This window comes from Paenochrobactrum sp. BZR 201-1 (assembly GCF_044987585.2).
Lineage (GTDB): Bacteria > Pseudomonadota > Alphaproteobacteria > Rhizobiales > Rhizobiaceae > Paenochrobactrum > Paenochrobactrum pullorum.
Genome location: NZ_JBJDRZ020000001.1, coordinates 199,620 through 216,326, shown reverse-complemented (window position 1 = coordinate 216,326; position 16,707 = coordinate 199,620). Strand labels below are relative to the sequence as shown.

Sequence of the window (16,707 nt, the reverse complement as noted above, 5' to 3'; positions counted from 1 at the left end):
ATACACAGCCTCCTTATTCGGCTGGCACAATACTGGCGGGCGCCAGCAAGGCTTCAGGATTACTGTCGGGAGCAGGGCCATCTTTGATCGCACGCAGCATCAGACCCATTTCGATAATGAACAGAACTGTATAGATCGCCACAAAGCCCGCGATTGTAATCAACAGACTGGCAGCGCCCAGATGCGAAACTGCCAGCGCTGTCGGCAATACACCTTCAATGATCCATGGCTGGCGACCGAATTCTGCAACAATCCAGCCCATTTCCGCAGCAATCCACGGTAATGGAATGGAGAAAACTGCCACTTTCAACAACCAGCGATGTTGATCAAGTGCACGTCTGCTGGAAAGATAGAAGAATGTACCGGTCAGCAGAATAAAGAAGAAGCCCAAGCCAACCATGATGCGGAATGACCAGAACAGTGGCAATACGCGCGGCACAGTATCATTAGCGGCTTTGAGGATCTGCTCATCGGTTGCCTGACGCGGATCATCCAGATACCGCTTCAAAAGCAATGCATAACCAAGCCATTGGCCGTTATCTTCAAACTGCGCCTGCATTTCTTCCGACACCTGCCCCTTTGGGCCGGCTTCTCGTATTTGCTCGAGCGCATCATAGGCTTTAATGCCATTGCGGATATAAGTGGCATTGTTTTCCACAAGCTCACTGATACCCGGAATTGGCGTATCCAGCGAACGGGTACCAATCAGCCCCATCACCCATGGAATATGCACGGCATAATGGGTTTCACGGGCTTCCTGATCGGGAAAACCAAAAGCGGTAAAGGATGCCGGAGGCGGTTCTGTGTCCCATGCAGCTTCAATCGCTGCAAGCTTCATTTTTTGATGTTCGGAAGAAAGATAACCACTCTCGTCACCCAATACCACAACCGAAAGCGAAGCTGCCAAACCAAAAGAGGCAGCAATGGTCATAGAACGCTTGGCAAGCTCGGTGGAGCGGCCTTTTAAGAGATACCACGCCGAAACACCCAGCACGAAGATGGAAGCCGTCACATAGCCTGCCGAAACAGTGTGGACAAATTTCGCCTGCGCCACCGGATTAAACAGCACTGCGAAGAAGTCGGTAACCTCCATACGCATGGTCTGAGGATTGAAGGCAGAACCAACCGGATTTTGCATCCAGCCGTTGGCGATCAATATCCACAATGCCGACATGTTGGAACCGGCGGCCACCAAATAAGTGACCATCAAATGGCCGACTTTGGAAAGCTTGTCCCAACCAAAAAAGAACAGGCCGACAAATGTCGCTTCCAGAAAGAAAGCCATCAGACCTTCAATGGCGAGCGGTGCCCCAAAAATATCGCCGACATAATGACTGTAATAGCTCCAGTTCATCCCGAACTGAAACTCCATCACAATCCCTGTTGCCACACCCATGACAAAGTTGATGCCGAATAATGTACCCCAGAACTTTGTCATCTGACGCCAGACAAGGCGACCGGTCATCACATAAACGGTCTCCATAATTGCCAGAATGACAGAAAGCCCCAAAGTGAGGGGTACAAATAAGAAATGATATAAAGCCGTGATTGCAAACTGCAATCTTGACAGGGAGACGATATCAAATTCCATCTATTTACACCGGAAAACCGGCCCTCTTTAAAGCGGGGTGAAACACACCCCCTGGAACAGTTTTTACCCTTTTAGAACCCAATATTTTTACGCACGAAGTCCATCCATCAGCGTTTCAAAACGCTGATCCTGACGTGTCACATTTTCAACGATGCGCCCATGCTTCATAACAAGCAGTCTGTCAGCGAGCATGGCCTCCCGCTTCACATGTGTCACAATAATAAAACTACGTGCTGCCCCCATGGCTGCCAGACTTTGCAGAACATCCTGACCGGTTTGTTCATCCAGCCCTTCTGTCGGCTCATCCAACAACCAAACAGGTGTATCATGCAGGAAAAGACGTGCCAAAGCCAGCCGTCTCTGCTGCCCACCTGAAAGCCCCATGCCCCCCTCGCCTAAAGGTGAGGAAAGCCCCTCTTCCATTTCTGCCAAAACTTCGCCCAAACCTGCATCTTGCAAAGCTTTGATTAAGGTTTCATCACTGGCTTCGCGGTTTGCCAAAAGCAGATTATCGCGCAAGCTATCCTGAAAAAGCTCTGTTTTCTGTGTAAGCAATGTTGCAGGCAGCGCTGAAACCTGCCCGCTTCGCGGCTGCAATTCGCCCGCAATCAAGGCGAGCAAACTAGATTTACCCGCACCACTTGCACCAATAACGGCCACTTTTTCTTGTCGAGCCAATGAAAAATTCACATCATACAGCGCATCTGTTGTTGCGCCGTCATAACGCGCGCACACATGCTCAAAAATAACTGCCTGACCATGTTGAGGCGGCTGCGGCTTTTGAAAATCCGGCATATTATTGACCAGATTAGGATTTACCCGCTGTGCGGCCAAAATCGTACGTGTCAATTCCATCGCGCCACGGCGCAATGCGGCAAAAGGTTCAAAAGCAGACAATACCACCAACAGCACAAAAACAGCCAAAGGCGCACTGATATTTCCGTTTTGCGCAATCGCGGAAACAGCCACCAAAGACCCTGCCAGCATCGCAGCCGAAGCAATGCCAAAACCTGCACCCGCCATCACATCAAGACGGTTGATCTTGTCATCCGCTTTGGCCAGATGCTCATCGGCATATTGCACAGCTTTGGCTTGCGCCTCCATGCGGCCTGCCATGATCAATTCCACTTGACCTGCCACCATATCAATGGTGCGCGCCCGCAAAGCCTCCGTGGCTTTGGCACGTTTACGCATTGACTTGCGTGCCTGCAAAGCAATGATCAGCGGTAAACCAAGCCCGATGATGAGCAATGCACTGCCAACCACCAAACCGAGCCAAAGATTGACAAGCCCGAGAGCGACAATGCACACAAGAGCCGTGGCAATGGCGGCACCGACGGGCACCAGCACACGCAGGTATAGTGAATCCAGCGCATCAATATCGGCCGTCAATCGAAACAAAAGCTTGGCGGGACGGCGCAATAAATCATGCGCGGCCTGCGGCTTTGCCCATGAACGAAATAGTTTTTCGCGCAAAGATGCCAGCACGGCCAGCATTGCATCATGCGTCACCAACCGTTCAAGATAACGCGAGCCGGTGCGCAAAATCGCTAAAAAACGAATACCGGCGGCTGGCGCAAAAACATCAAACACAACAGCAGTGGCAACTGATAAACCGGCGATGGCCGTCGCCGTAATAAACCAGCCGGAAAGCCCCAGCAGTAAAATACCTGCCAGCACTGTAACGCCGGCCAGAACCATACCAGCAAAGAGCAGCCATTTTTTCTCACGGAAATAAAGCGTCAAAACCGGACGCAACGCGCGAAGGCCGTTCATTCTGCCGCCCTCCTGACTTCTGTATATAGTGATTGATCATCATCAAGCCGGATAACGTAATCCATATGACAAGCCAAAGCTTCATCATGGGTAGCCACCAAGAGCGTTTTACCCTTGGCTAAGGCAAGCAAGCTTTGAGTGATCTGTATTGCCGTTTCACGGTCGAGATGCGCGGTCGGCTCATCGGCCAGAATGATCGCCGCATCCGGATCAACTGCAGCACGCGCCAAAGCCAGACGCAAAGCCTCACCACCCGACAAACCGATGCCGCCTTCACCAAGCATGTGATTGTTCATCACATTGGCAACGTCCGACAAAGCCATTGTTTGCAAGGCACCATCCATATGGGTTTGATCAATATGATCGCGATGCAGACTGATATTAGAACGGACAGAACCTGCAAAAATATGTGGCTTTTGCCCGACCCATACCATTTGCCGACGTAGTGCGGCAGCATTTTCATCAGTTAAAACCTGCCCGCCGATTTCTACACAGCCTGCTTGCGGGCGAATTAAACCGGCAATCAGTGCCAGGATCGTGGATTTCCCCATTCCGCTTGGTGCAAGAATAGCCACTTTTTCACCAGCCTGTACGGCAAGATTAAAATCTTCCAGAACTTTGCGCTCTGCCTGATAGCTATAGGTAATGGCATTGAGCGTAATGGATGTGCCTTGCGGTTTGAATTGATGGTTACACTTCTGCCCTGCCCCGACGATGGGAGCCTGATGAACACTTAAATTTTCCAATGCGTCAATGGCAGCTTCACCACTGGCCCGATCATGCCAGGCGTTTGATAATTCACGCAGCGGCTCAAAAAAAGCTGGCGCCAGCAGCAGCACAAACAAAGCTTCGCTTAAAACAAGCTTACCACCCCATGCGCCGAAATTAAGCGGCCCCAGCAGGTGAAAGCCGATATAAACTGCGACCATTGCTACGCCAAGCGCAGAAAATAGTTCCAAAACAGCTGAGGATAAAAAAGCGATGCGCAAAACCACCATGGTTTTTTTACGCAGTGTTTCGGCATTGTCACGCAAACGCAAAGCCGTTTGATCTACCGCGCCAAAACTGCGGATCGTTGCCAGACCGCGCAAACGATCCAGCAGAAAACCGTTCATGCTGCCCATTTCCACCAATTGTTCTTCGCTTGCCTTTTGTGCACGCATACCAATCAAGGCCATAAAAAGCGGAATAAGCGGGGCAGCAATCAACAAGATCAATGCCGATGTCCATGAATACCACAGCACAACGCCAAGGATCACAAAAGGCACAATCATCACTTTTTGACGGATCGGCACAAAGCGCGAGAGATATGGTACCATCATTTCGGCCTGTTCTGCCAAAATGCTTGCAGACTCACCCGAAGCAGGACGACTGGCATCAAGCGGAGAACGGGCGCTTAAAGACTGCAAGGCGTGACCACGCATTTGCGTTAAAGCTTCACGAGCCGCCCGATACGCCATGCGTCCACCCGCAGCATCCAGTAAAGCGCGCAATGTACCAAGCAGTAAAATACCAGCTGCCAGCCAATAAATGCGGTTGTCAAACTGGTTATTGGCAATCAGCCCCACCGCATAGGCAAGCAGTGCAGCCTGAGGTATCCAGAACAAAGATGCGAAAACCTGAAGCCAACCACCCTTTTTGAGCAAAGGTGGCTGAGCGCGACGCGGACGGCGCGCTTTGCGCGGCTTTTTTGCCGCTTCCAACACGACTAAATCCGCCTCACTGTCAGGCCTGTTGTCTTTGTCCTTATGGATCACTCTTATTAACATCTTTCTTTGCTGCCGAGCGGCCGCGTCCAAGCGAAACAATTTTGTCTTTTGTTTCCAGGAAACGGGTCACTTTTGCACCAAGAGCCAACAGGGTCATCAAACGTTCTGTTTCGAGCTTTTTGACATCATCATACCAATTGGTCAGTTGCTCGATCAGACCGTACATATCTTGCATACGGCTTTGGGCAAAACGGTCGTTTTCTTCAGACGGCTGCTCCATCAAAATTTCACGCAACACGCTCAGTGTCGGATCAATTTCACGTTTTTTACGCTCCTCGGCGAGGGTGCGTAAAATTTGCCAAACATCATCAGGGGTGGTGAAAAAGTCTCTTCTGTCACCCGGGATATGGCGCAAGAGCACCAAATTCCAGCCCTGCAATTCGCGAATTCCCATAGAAACATTCGAGCGTGAAACACCCAATGCTTCCACAATTTCATCTGCACACAAAGGCTTGGCAGATACATAGAGCAATGCATAAATCTGCCCGACGGTGCGGTTGATACCCCACCGGCTACCCATCTCGCCAAAATGCAGCACGAAGGATTGTATAATAGGCGTTAATTCCAAAATATTTCTCCCGTAAATTCTGAATTTTCAGAAATTACTGAAATCCAGATAACGCAATCTGAACGGTTCAACAACCGTTACAGACAACAACATTGAACAACCGGACAATAGGTCGCAGCAACTTCGGCCCCCTCAGGCGTCAGTTTTTCCCCCTTTTCTTCCGATTATTCTATTTCAAGTGGCTTATTCTTTATCGGAAGGATCAGGTAATTGCCGGCTATCGTCGGTTCTGTCACGATGAATGACCGCCCGCGATAATAATAACAATGTCACAGGTGTGGTCACAATTACAAATGCTGTTATCAAAATTTCATGAATGATCAGCCGGCTTTCCAGAATGGAAAAAAAGAGCACAGAAGCGATTAAAATCCCCCCTGCTCCACAGGTTGTGCCCAATGTAGGCGCATGAATGCGCTCATAAAAACTCTTAAAACGCACCATGCCTATAGTACCGATCAGTGTCAGAGCGGAACCAAGCAATAAAAGCAATGAAACTAAAATGGCTGCCCATAGCGGCAGATCGGCTGCGTTTGTCATTCGATGACCTCACCGCGCATCAGGAACTTCGCCATAGCCACTGTGGAAACAAATCCGAGCAAGGCAATGGTCAAGGCGGCTTCAAAATAAATATTGGTGCCGGTACGAATACCGAAGGTCACAAGGAGGAGCATGGCACAGACATAAAGCGCATCCATCGCCAATACACGGTCTTGCGCTCTGGGGCCTGTCACCAAGCGATAAAGCGCGCAAAGCATTGCTGCCACCAGCATGAACTGCGAGGCCATCAATGACCAGAACAAGAGGGCTGCACTCATGCAAAAATCTCCAGTAACAGTTCTTCATAGCGCTGCTTGATGGAATCTCTCCATTCCTGCGCATCTTTAAGATCCAGCACATGGATCAGTAATTCGCCGTTGGCTGCGTGATAATCCACCCATGCAGTTCCCGGTGTCGCGGTAATGATACAAGCCAGAATAGCTAAGCCCATCCGGTCGGTTAATTGCAAGGGAATTGCCACAAACCCCGCACGACGACCACGATCATGGCGCGACAGGATGATTTTTGTCACAGCAATATTGGATTGCAAAATATCCAGCGACACACGCCAGACAAGCACCAGAATGAGCCGGTATGAACGAATTTTAGGCTTTTGCGGTACCAGCGCCGTCATGGCATGACACGCAACAAATGCAACGATTGAGCCAAAGATCAGTGCGCCAAGTGTGAAGTCATTCAACAACAACCAAAAGAGCAAAAGCGCTGTAAACAAAATCGGATAAGGGAAAATCCACCTCATTGTGCACCACCCTCTTGTTTCAGAGGCAGAACTGATAATGCTCCCTCTTTAACCACCCGCGGTGTCTGTAAAACGCTGTTGATATATTGCGAAGGGTCATGCAATCCGGCAGCCGTTTTATTCATGTAATTCATGGCAGGACCTGCCAGAATCGTCAGCGCCAGACAAATAAACAACAGACCGGCAATCGGCACAACTTCAATCACAAGCACCCGCGGTACACGTCCCTCCATTGATGCCCAGAAGGTACGGATACCACTACGGGTCATGGCAATAAGTGCAGAAAGACCCGATAATACAATCAGCGCCATCAACACCCAGCTATGCCATGGCAAACCATCCGTAATCGACGGATCGGAGGTTTCAGGGTTAAGTACAGCAGTCAGCAACACAAATTTGGCGATAAAGCCTGAAAATGGCGGTAAGCCGATCAGCAAAATAGCGATCACAGCAAAACAGCCGCCTAAAATCGCCAAAGTACCCGGCAGAACGATGCCAACCTCATCTTCCTCTTCTTCTTCCTCTTCGTCACCATAGGCTTCAATAGTGACCGCCAACACATTGGCCGCCGCATCCTGTCCGCGCTCGATCAGTTCAATCAGCAGGAAGAAAGCCGCAATCGTTAAAGTGGAAGAAACCATATAAAACAGTGCGCCGCCGGTCATGGCAGTATTGCCGCTGCCGATTGCCGCCAAAAGCGTGCCAGAGGACACCAGAATACTATAACCAGCCAAGCGTCCAAAAGCCTGCGAGGCAACCACACCGATAAGCCCGAAAGCAATAGTCAGCATACCGCCATAATAAATGCCGTCATCTCCAAAGCCCGACGACATGCCGGCACTCACTCCAAAGAACAATGGTGACAGACGCAACAACACATAAATGCCGACCTTACTTAAAATCGCAAAGATCGCCCCGACAGGCGCCGCAGCGGCAGTATATGTGGCAGGCAGCCAGAAATTGAGCGGCCACATACCGGCTTTGATCAGGAAAGCAATGCCGAGCACCGCGCCACCTGCCTCTAAAAGCATGCGATCTTCTGCCGGAACATCGGGAATCAGCACCGCCAGATCAGCCATATTAAGCGATCCGGTCACACTATAAATCAGACTGACACCAATCAAAAACAGGGATGATGCCACCAGATTGACTGCAATATAATGAAGACCGGCCTTAACGCGCATAACGCCAGTACCATGCAGCACCAAACCATAGGAAGCTGCCAGCATCACCTCAAAAAAAACAAAGAGATTAAAGAGGTCACCGGTCAGAAATGCGCCATTGATACCCATCAATAACAGCTGGAACAAAGTGTGGAAATGCGGGCCCGCTTTATGCCAGCGCGCCACTGAATAAATAAGTGCTGCAATACCAAGTACTGCTCCAAGCACCATCATCAGTGCTGATAGCCTATCCAGTACCAGCACAATGCCAAAGGGTGCAGCCCAGTTGCCAAGTAAATAAACTTCAGCCACAGGTGCGATATTTTCAGCCCTGACCATCAAAGTGATTGTCAGCACTAATAATAAGACCGTTGCAGCCAGACTGATAGCAGATTTCAACTTCCGGCGACGCTCATCAAACATCAGCAACAAGGCCGCTGTCGTCAAAGGCAGCAAAATAGGAAGAATGATCAGGTGATGGGTCCAATCCATCATCAATTCTCCCGTCCGTCTACATGGTCAGTGCCGGTCAGACCACGTGAGGCCAGAAGAACGACAAGAAAGAGCGCCGTCATCGCAAAGCCGATCACAATAGCGGTCAGAACCAATGCTTGCGGTACCGGATCGGCGTAAAGACCGGAGACAACATTATGACCATCCTCCAGCACCGGTGCTGCATTGCTGCGCAACCGCCCCATACTGAAGATAAACAAATTAACCGCATAAGAAATCAGCGACAGCCCGATAATCACCTGAAATGTACGCGGACGTAAAATCAGCCAGATACCGGATGCTGTCAGAATGCCAATGGCTAACGAGAGTACAATCTCCATCAGTTTGCCTCCTTAGCCGCCGGGTTCGCACCCGTATTTTTTTCAACGCGATGACGACGGATCGATTGGTGCGCCAATGCAATCAGCACCAATACCGTTGCACCAACAACCAATGAGAACACCCCAAGGTCAAAGCCAAGCGCACTGGCAAGCGGCATTTTGCCGATATATGGCAGATCCACATATTGGAAATAAGAGGTGAGGAACGGATAACCGAAAACCCAGGCCCCTGCCCCTGTCGCAACCGCTATCAACAAGCCAAGACCGATCCATTTAAGCGGCAGAATACGCAAGTGGTCTTCCACCCAGCGCGTGCCAGCTGCCAGATATTGCAAAATAAACGCAATCGCCAGTGCAATACCGGCCGCAAATCCACCGCCCGGTGCATCATGTCCGCGCATGAACAAATGAACCGCAAAAACGATAATGACCGGAAATAACCACTGCATGATAACCGACGGCACCGCCAGATAATCCTGCAAAGTATCACCGCTGTTACGATCCGGTGCCGCCTCGTCATAAGCATCCTGAATTTTCTGCTGTGGCGTGGAACCTGCACTGTCAGCTGCCGGACGGAAACGGCGCAACAGCGCAAAGACCGTCAAACCGACAATGCCCAGCACCGCAATCTCACCCAGCGTATCAAAGCCGCGGAAATCAACCAAAATAACGTTGACGACGTTTTTACCGCCGCCACCTGTATAGGCGTTTTCCAGGAAATAATCGCCGATGCCTCTTTGTGCCGGACGTGTCATTACCGCATAAGCGATGATGGTCATGCCAACACCACCGATGGCAGCAATAATCACGTCACGATAGCGGCGCATACGTGCACCGAACGGCACGGGAAACGGATCCGGATCTTCCCAGCGTTTCGGCAGCCAACGCAGCCCCAACAGAATAAGCACTGTGGTGACAATTTCCACCACCAGCTGCGTCACCGCCAGATCAGGCGCCGAGAACCACACAAAAGTGATACAGGTGACAAGCCCTGCCCCGCCGAGCAAAATAAGCGCGGCTAAGCGATGGAATTTTGCCAGATAAGCCGAACCGATGGCACAAATGCCGCCAATGACCCATAAAAGCGCAAAGATCAAATCAACCGGCTGCGTGCCCATTTGGCCAACACCAATGCCGACCTTGTAAATCGGCCACGCTGCCGCCAGCATGGCAATCAGCACCACAATGCGCAATTGTGTTTGCAAGTGACGCGAGATGAAACGACTTTCAATGCTACGCGCCCATTTCCATGAAACAGTGACCAGCACCCGCTCGAAAATACGTTGCGCTTTGACATTGCGCAGCAATGGCGGCCCGCCTTCACTGGTCTCGAAATAGTTTTTCAACAATGCATAAAGCAGGAAGCCACCAATCATAGCGATGAAGCTCATCAAGAGCGGTACGTTGAAACCATGCCATACCGAGAGGCTATAATAAGGTGTATCACTGCCGAGCACCGACAGCACAGCCGAATGCAGGAACGGGCCGATAGAAAGACTTGGAATAATGCCGATTAACAGGCAGAGCACCACCAAAAATTCGATCGGGAAACGCATCCAATGTGGCGGCTCATGTGGTTCGTGCGGCAAATCGTGCGGCGGAGGGCCAAAGAAGACAGAATGGATAAAACGCACCGAATAGGCTACCGTGAAGATACCGGCAAGGGTCGCCAGATATGGCGTTGAACGGTCAAACCATGAGTCCATATGGGTTTCAACCGCTTCGGCAAAGAACATCTCCTTGGAGATGAAACCATTGAGCAACGGCACACCTGCCATCGCGGCACTCGCCACCATAGCAAGTGTCGCCGTATAAGGCATTGCTCTGAACAAACCGCTGAGCTTACGCATATCGCGCGTACCGGTTTCATGGTCGATAATACCCGCCGCCATAAACAGCGACGCTTTGAAAATCGCATGATTGACCATGTGGAAAATCGCAGCCACTGCTGCAAGCGGGCTGCCAAGACTTAAAAGTGCCGTGATAAGTCCGAGATTGCTGATGGTCGAATAAGCCAGCAAACCTTTGAGATCCTGCTGAAACATCGCAAAGAAACTGCCGATCACCAAAGTCGTCATACCGGCAAGGCCGACAATCCAGAACCATTCTTCAGTGCCTGCCAGCACCGGCCAAAAACGTGCAAGTAAGAATACGCCCGCCTTTACCATGGTGGCCGAATGCAGATATGCGGAAACCGGCGTTGGCGCAGCCATTGCATTCGGAAGCCAGAAGTGAAACGGAAATTGCGCGCTTTTGGTGAAAGCGCCGAGCAGGATCAACACCAGAGCCGGCACATAAAGCGGATGGGTGCGCACCACATTGCCGGCCGCCAGCACAACATCCAGATCATAACTGCCAACCATATGACCAAGCAGCAGCACACCAACAAGCAGCGCAAATCCGCCAATACCGGTCACCGTCAAAGCCATACGCGCGCCATCACGAGCGCTGACATTATGGTACCAATAGCCAATCAGCAGGAACGAGAAGATACTGGTGAGTTCCCAGAACACAGCAAGCAAAATGAGGTTTCCGGATAGAACCACGCCCAGCATCGCGCCCATGAAGGCCAAAAAGAACGAGAAAAAACGCGGAACCGGGTCTTCTTGCGCCATATAATAGCGCGCATAAACCACGACAAGGAAGCCGATTCCGGTGATGAGAACCGCAAAGAGCCAAGCAAAACCATCCATGCGAAAAGAAAGGTTCAGCCCGTAATCAGGCAACCATTCAACGCTGGCACGTAAAACTTGTCCATTAAATACAAAAGGATAAAGAGCCAGCGTTAATAAAAATGCGCCAAGCGCAACGCCACCCGTAATCCATGTTGCCGACGTGCGATCAACCGAGCGGAAAAGTCCAATGATTAAACTGCCGGTAAATGGAAGCAGGACAAGCAGGAATAACAGGCTGCCGTCCATCATCATGCGCTCTACGCCTCCATATTATCCGATCAGTTTATGCGTTAGGCAAAATCGGGGGGAATCAAAAAAACCGGTGTGTATATTATGAAGTGCGTAAGTGCTTTATGGCAAGCGCTTTCAATAGTTTAACGAAAATTCTTTATCCGAAATGCATATAGCGGGATCAATATTGGCCTAAAAATTTTGATTTTGGTATGCATGGCGATTGCATGAGATTAAAATTTCAGCCACGCTTGGCAGCAATTGTTATAATAACATCAAAGCACTGCGCTTAATCCCAGCTCGGTCAAGGAATAATTATGGGCCCCGTTATTGATAAAATCGTCACCTCACAGACTTTACCACAAAAAACCGATGTAGCCATTATCGGCGGCGGTATTATCGGGGTCAGTACGGCACTTTTTCTGGCAGAACGCGGTATTCATGTCACACTTTTCGAAAAAGGTACGCTCGCATGTGAGCAATCAAGCCGTAACTGGGGCTGGTGCCGGCAAAACGGACGCGACAGCCGCGAGATACCGCTCATTCGTGAAAGCATGAAAATCTGGAACGACCTGAATGAAAAAACCGGACACGAAACCGGCTTCCGCGCATCCGGAATTGTTTATACAACACAAAGCCAAGCGCAGATTGAAACCTATGAAAAATGGGTCGAAATTGCCTGTGAGCATGGGCTTGATTCAAAAATCCTGTCGGCGCGTGAAGCAATGGATGCAGCACCCGGCCTGACACAAAACCTTGTTGGTGGCATGAAAACCATAGGAGATGGCCGTGCCGAGCCGCAAAAGGCTGTGCCCGCCATGGCCGTCAAGGCCATGCAAGATAGTGCAACCATATTGGAAAATTGCGCGGTCAGAGGGATTGAAACCACTAATGGCAAAGTCAGTGCTGTGGTGACAGAGCGCGGGGTCGTCGCCTGTCAGGCGGTGGTGATTGCCGATGGTGCATGGTCACGGTTGATTTGTAAAGGTTTAGGTCTGCGCCTGCCGCAGCTCAAATTGCGCGGCTCGGTCTTTCGCACCCAACCACTTGATGCGGGCATTGATCATGCCATTTATTACAATGATTTCGGCATTCGTAAACGACTTGATGGTGGCTACACAATTGCAGCCGAGGGCGGTGGGGTTGCCGATATTATTCCCGATAGTTTTGCGTTTTTCCGTGAATATCTGCCAACCCTGATGATGGAATGGCGCACATTGCACTTGCGTTTTGGCGAGCGCTTTTTTGAAGAGCTCATCCAGTGGCGCAACAAACCCTTTGATCAGGTTTCTGTGTTTGAGAAAATCCGCACTCTTGATCCCAGCCCTCACCGCCGAGCCAATCTTCAAGCACTTGAGAAAGTCAAACAAGCTTTCCCACAGTTCAAAGATGCACGCATCGAACAGGAATGGGCAGGGCTCATCGACACCATGCCGGATGTTATTCCAGTGATCTCGGAAGCGGCAAATGTGGAAGGCGTGACGATTGCAACCGGTTTTTCCGGTCATGGTTTCGGCATCGGGCCCGGAGCAGGGCATCTGATTGCCGATATGGTGACGGGCGCAACACCGATTGTTGATCCGACGCCATTCCGCTTTTCCAGATTTACCGACGGCAGCAAGCTCACCATTGAAAAATGGGGCTAAGTCCAGACAGCTGCAATGCCCCGTATGTGCTTTTCATGCGGGGCTTTTTTGTGCCTTTAAGACAGCAACACTATATCGGGTAAAAATGCGCAAAAAATAACACCCGTCGCAGGGGAGGACTGCAACGGGTGTCTGATAGAAAGACCGGCTAATTGGGAGGAGGGAGACCGGTCTTAAACCACAGAAGACTTTAAGGGGAGGAGGAGGGGTCTTCTGTGATATGAGTTTGAGCTGGTTCGTATATTACGCCGTATTGCTTTACTATACTACTTCACTGCCCGAATTTTAGTCCACATGAACAGAACAACATGAAGATACTTGTGATCTTCAGCAGTAATTCTGTTGTTAGCGGGTTGCAGCCTTACGTGCTACATAAGGAATGTCTGAAGGCAGGATGCCAAGATCATTCAATTCGCGGGATGAAAGGCGGCTCAGTTCGTTTACAGTGTTACGGTAACGGCGCCAGTTGTTGTATGAGCGGATAAGGTTCATTTCTTTTCACCTAAGTAATAAGTTGTTGTTCTCTCTTGCCCTCTACATATAGGCGAAAGCGTCTTAGATGTGCAGAGACAAATTTGCATAGCTACCCTGCGCCAAAGAGCATGAAAAGCATCACAAAGGCGCAGTTCTGCCTTCATAAGTTCACAATCATATGTAGAATGGATCAGATGTTCGCGAGAGATTTTCAAAGATTAACGAGAGCTTAATCTTCCGGATCATCTAAAAGTAATAAAAGTGAATTATACTTATAAATCGCGCAACAAAATCATCCAAAAAAAGATTTTTATTTATAAAAGTTATTGAATCGCTATTTTCTGGATTCTAACAGGCTTTCATAGGCCAAACAGCATCTTCGTATCAACGAAGCCACATTTACCCAAACAATAAATCGATGTATTTTCAGCGTGGCCGCACCGCTAGAGCATGTCTCCCAAAAGTGGGCACCGGTTTTGGGAGACATGCGTAAAAACAAAACGCTAGAGCGAGCACAGTTGATACGATTAAGTGCGACACGCTCTAGATAAGTTTTGCCTGTTGCCGAGCCAAGCTTCACCGTAGACGTCATGGCTTCATTCGCTGAAATGCTCCGCCACAGTTTTCCATAGATTCCAAATTCAATGCATAGCCTGCAATTTATTGCATATTGTAGGTAATATAGCCTTTGCTATATTAATGGCATTAAGTTGGAGAAACTTGATGTCCGACACTGTGCGAATGACAAAGCTTTCAGAACGAACAAATGTACAAATCAGCGAAGTGCTTGCCGGACAACGATCCGGCTTACGCTCTATGTTGCTGTTTGCCGGTCCTGCTATCATTGCTTCAATTGCTTATATGGATCCCGGCAACTTCGCCACAAACATTCAAGCAGGGGCAGGCTACGGTTATTCTCTGCTTTGGGTCGTGTTCATGGCCAATCTGATTGCGATGCTGTTCCAAGCACTCTCGGCCAAACTCGGTATCGTAACAAACCGCAATCTTGCCGAACTATGTCAGGCTGAATTCTCGTCACCCGTGCGCATCATAATGTGGATCATCAGTGAAATCGCAGCAATGGCGACAGATCTGGCCGAGTTTTTGGGTGGTGCTATCGGCCTGTCCTTACTTTTTCATATGCCGCTGCTGGGCGGCATGGCCGTAACGGCGGTCGTAACTTACGGCTTGCTCCTCTTCGATGGACGTGGATTTCGCCCGATGGAGCTGATCATAGGTGCTCTCGTAATTATCATCGGCCTTTGCTACATCATCGAGATGTTCATTGCGCCCGTTAATTGGGCACAGGCGGGCATGGGCATGATCAATCCGACGATGCCCGACACAACAGCATTGACAATCTCCGTCGGCATTATTGGTGCAACCGTGATGCCGCACGCGATCTATCTTCATTCAGGTCTGACCCAACATCGTGCACAGCGACGCAGCGATGCCGACAGACGGAAGATTTTGCGGTTTTCCAACTGGGAATGTGTGATAGCACTGTCCATTGCCGGGGCGGTTAATATGGCAATGGTCATTATGGCCTCGGCCGCTTTTCACGTAGGTAATCCGGAAGTTGCAGAAATCGAAACTGCCTATCATACTTTGACGCCTTTACTGGGTGGTGCCGCAGCTGCTGTCTTTCTTATATCCTTGATGGCGTCCGGCATTTCTTCTTCGGTTGTCGCCACAATGGCTGGTCAAATGATCATGCAAGGCTTTGTCGGCTTTCATATTCCGATCTGGATACGCCGTCTGGTTACAATGCTTCCAGCCTTTGTGGTTGTGCTTATGAGAGCAAATACCACCGATGCACTGGTTTATAGCCAGATCGTTTTGTCTTTTGCGCTGCCTATACCGATGATCGCGCTCGTCATGTTTACACGTAACCCTGTGATTATGGGTCGTTTTGTCAATAGCCGTCTTACGGATTTTGCCGCAATTGCCGGAACAATTATCATCCTTTTTCTCAATATCGTTCTGCTTATGCAAACCTTCGGCCTAAAAGTACCGGGACTTGGATAAAGCGGTTTTTATAAATGCGATATATGTTATGAATGGAGTGAACCAATTATAGCGATAACCAATCTGAGACAGACATCAGCGAAGGTGATTGCGTTGACCAAAAAACTTGCCTCGGATGAAACCCGACTATCCGCAACGGAGGCCAAAACGCATGCTGAGGCGTTTCAAAAAAGCCGTGATGCGCGACGTACGGAATTGATGGAAGATTATGTGGAGCTTATTGCCGACCTGAGCGAACAATCGGGTGAGGTGCGTCAAACCAATATTGCAAAACGTCTTGGAGTCAAACAACCTACCGTTGCCAAAATGCTGAAACGTCTTGCGGAAGATGGCCTGATTATCCAGCGACCTTACCGCGGCATTTTTCTTACGGAAGAAGGTCATCGCCTGGCTGTTGCAAGTAAACACCGCCATGAAGTCGTCGAAGCCTTCCTGTGTCGTCTTGGCGTTGATCCCGTCACGGCGCGTTGCGATGCCGAGGGAATGGAACATCACGTCAGCGAGAAAACTTTAAAAGCCTTTGAACGGTTTTTAAACGATACTTAAAACAGATGTTCGAGGGGGAGCGATAAGTTGTGTAAGAACGTTTTTCACAACCGAGCTATCAACACCGATCTCCTCAGAGGTTTCAGGCTTTATCCCCGCAAAACACCAAA

General features: G+C 49.8%; 14 protein-coding genes. 3 read left to right on the top strand and 11 right to left on the bottom strand.

Annotated elements, in window-relative coordinates; all coding sequences use genetic code 11:
* Positions 1 to 13 precede the first annotated feature (13 nt).
* From ACI0FR_RS01205 to ACI0FR_RS01160, 10 genes are all read right to left on the bottom strand, one after another.
* On the bottom strand, positions 14 to 1,591 hold the full coding sequence (locus ACI0FR_RS01205) for a cytochrome ubiquinol oxidase subunit I (RefSeq protein ID WP_374828883.1): 1,578 nt from the start codon (positions 1,589 to 1,591) through the stop codon (positions 14 to 16).
* Between the two features lie 87 nt (positions 1,592 to 1,678).
* The gene (gene cydC / locus ACI0FR_RS01200) at positions 1,679 to 3,367 is read right to left on the bottom strand and encodes a thiol reductant ABC exporter subunit CydC (RefSeq protein WP_404906755.1); all 1,689 of its coding nucleotides are present in this window, start codon (positions 3,365 to 3,367) and stop codon (positions 1,679 to 1,681) included.
* A complete protein-coding gene (gene cydD, locus ACI0FR_RS01195) occupies positions 3,364 to 5,136 on the bottom strand; it encodes a thiol reductant ABC exporter subunit CydD (RefSeq protein ID WP_374828881.1) in 1,773 nt (590 codons plus the stop codon). Before cydD ends, cydC begins: the two co-directional genes overlap by 4 nt.
* Positions 5,114 to 5,704: a GbsR/MarR family transcriptional regulator gene (locus ACI0FR_RS01190; RefSeq protein WP_374828880.1), complete on the bottom strand. Its 591-nt coding sequence runs from the start codon at positions 5,702 to 5,704 to the stop codon at positions 5,114 to 5,116. Before ACI0FR_RS01190 ends, cydD begins: the two co-directional genes overlap by 23 nt.
* Before the next feature lie 183 nt (positions 5,705 to 5,887).
* Positions 5,888 to 6,241 carry a monovalent cation/H(+) antiporter subunit G gene (mnhG, locus tag ACI0FR_RS01185; RefSeq protein WP_374828879.1) on the bottom strand — a complete coding sequence of 118 codons (354 nt, stop codon included), beginning with the start codon at positions 6,239 to 6,241 and terminating at the stop codon, positions 5,888 to 5,890.
* Positions 6,238 to 6,519, bottom strand: a complete 282-nt coding sequence (locus tag ACI0FR_RS01180; protein WP_374828878.1) for a K+/H+ antiporter subunit F — start codon at positions 6,517 to 6,519, stop codon at positions 6,238 to 6,240. Before ACI0FR_RS01180 ends, mnhG begins: the two co-directional genes overlap by 4 nt.
* A complete protein-coding gene (locus ACI0FR_RS01175) occupies positions 6,516 to 7,001 on the bottom strand; it encodes a Na+/H+ antiporter subunit E (RefSeq protein ID WP_404906758.1) in 486 nt (161 codons plus the stop codon). Before ACI0FR_RS01175 ends, ACI0FR_RS01180 begins: the two co-directional genes overlap by 4 nt.
* A complete protein-coding gene (locus ACI0FR_RS01170) occupies positions 6,998 to 8,656 on the bottom strand; it encodes a monovalent cation/H+ antiporter subunit D (protein WP_404906922.1) in 1,659 nt (552 codons plus the stop codon). Before ACI0FR_RS01170 ends, ACI0FR_RS01175 begins: the two co-directional genes overlap by 4 nt.
* Positions 8,657 to 8,658: 2 nt before the next feature.
* Complete coding sequence (locus ACI0FR_RS01165; RefSeq protein ID WP_374828876.1) at positions 8,659 to 8,997, bottom strand: Na+/H+ antiporter subunit C; 339 nt, start codon at positions 8,995 to 8,997, stop codon at positions 8,659 to 8,661.
* On the bottom strand, positions 8,997 to 11,924 hold the full coding sequence (locus ACI0FR_RS01160; RefSeq protein ID WP_404906759.1) for a monovalent cation/H+ antiporter subunit A: 2,928 nt from the start codon (positions 11,922 to 11,924) through the stop codon (positions 8,997 to 8,999). The genes ACI0FR_RS01165 and ACI0FR_RS01160 overlap by 1 nt, the downstream gene beginning before the upstream one ends.
* A gap of 296 nt (positions 11,925 to 12,220) precedes the next feature.
* Here ACI0FR_RS01160 and ACI0FR_RS01155 point away from each other — a divergent pair, with 296 nt between their 5' ends.
* Positions 12,221 to 13,549 carry an NAD(P)/FAD-dependent oxidoreductase gene (locus tag ACI0FR_RS01155; protein ID WP_404906760.1) on the top strand — a complete coding sequence of 443 codons (1,329 nt, stop codon included), beginning with the start codon at positions 12,221 to 12,223 and terminating at the stop codon, positions 13,547 to 13,549.
* Positions 13,550 to 13,894: 345 nt separating this feature from the next.
* Here ACI0FR_RS01155 and ACI0FR_RS01150 read toward each other — a convergent pair whose 3' ends face one another.
* Positions 13,895 to 14,041 (bottom strand): DUF1127 domain-containing protein, encoded by a 147-nt coding sequence (locus tag ACI0FR_RS01150; RefSeq protein ID WP_184221475.1) that lies wholly within the window; start codon positions 14,039 to 14,041, stop codon positions 13,895 to 13,897.
* 705 nt (positions 14,042 to 14,746) lie between these two features.
* On the opposite strand from ACI0FR_RS01150, the gene ACI0FR_RS01145 reads away from it, so the two are divergent.
* Positions 14,747 to 16,051: an Nramp family divalent metal transporter gene (locus tag ACI0FR_RS01145; RefSeq protein WP_404909733.1), complete on the top strand. Its 1,305-nt coding sequence runs from the start codon at positions 14,747 to 14,749 to the stop codon at positions 16,049 to 16,051.
* Positions 16,052 to 16,144: 93 nt separating this feature from the next.
* Positions 16,145 to 16,597: a manganese-binding transcriptional regulator MntR gene (gene mntR, locus ACI0FR_RS01140; RefSeq protein ID WP_374828872.1), complete on the top strand. Its 453-nt coding sequence runs from the start codon at positions 16,145 to 16,147 to the stop codon at positions 16,595 to 16,597.
* The last annotated feature ends 110 nt before the right edge of the window (positions 16,598 to 16,707 follow it).

Coding starts and splice junctions, on each gene's coding strand:
- cydC (WP_404906755.1), bottom strand. CDS start 3,367: ATGAACGGCCTTCGCGCGTTGCGTCCGGTTTTGACGCTTTATTTCCGT.
- ACI0FR_RS01205 (WP_374828883.1), bottom strand. CDS start 1,591: ATGGAATTTGATATCGTCTCCCTGTCAAGATTGCAGTTTGCAATCACG.
- mnhG (WP_374828879.1), bottom strand. CDS start 6,241: ATGACAAACGCAGCCGATCTGCCGCTATGGGCAGCCATTTTAGTTTCA.
- ACI0FR_RS01160 (WP_404906759.1), bottom strand. CDS start 11,924: ATGATGATGGACGGCAGCCTGTTATTCCTGCTTGTCCTGCTTCCATTT.
- ACI0FR_RS01180 (WP_374828878.1), bottom strand. CDS start 6,519: ATGAGTGCAGCCCTCTTGTTCTGGTCATTGATGGCCTCGCAGTTCATG.
- ACI0FR_RS01150 (WP_184221475.1), bottom strand. CDS start 14,041: ATGAACCTTATCCGCTCATACAACAACTGGCGCCGTTACCGTAACACT.
- cydD (WP_374828881.1), bottom strand. CDS start 5,136: ATGTTAATAAGAGTGATCCATAAGGACAAAGACAACAGGCCTGACAGT.
- ACI0FR_RS01165 (WP_374828876.1), bottom strand. CDS start 8,997: ATGGAGATTGTACTCTCGTTAGCCATTGGCATTCTGACAGCATCCGGT.
- ACI0FR_RS01145 (WP_404909733.1), top strand. CDS start 14,747: ATGTCCGACACTGTGCGAATGACAAAGCTTTCAGAACGAACAAATGTA.
- ACI0FR_RS01170 (WP_404906922.1), bottom strand. CDS start 8,656: ATGGATTGGACCCATCACCTGATCATTCTTCCTATTTTGCTGCCTTTG.
- ACI0FR_RS01175 (WP_404906758.1), bottom strand. CDS start 7,001: ATGAGGTGGATTTTCCCTTATCCGATTTTGTTTACAGCGCTTTTGCTC.
- ACI0FR_RS01155 (WP_404906760.1), top strand. CDS start 12,221: ATGGGCCCCGTTATTGATAAAATCGTCACCTCACAGACTTTACCACAA.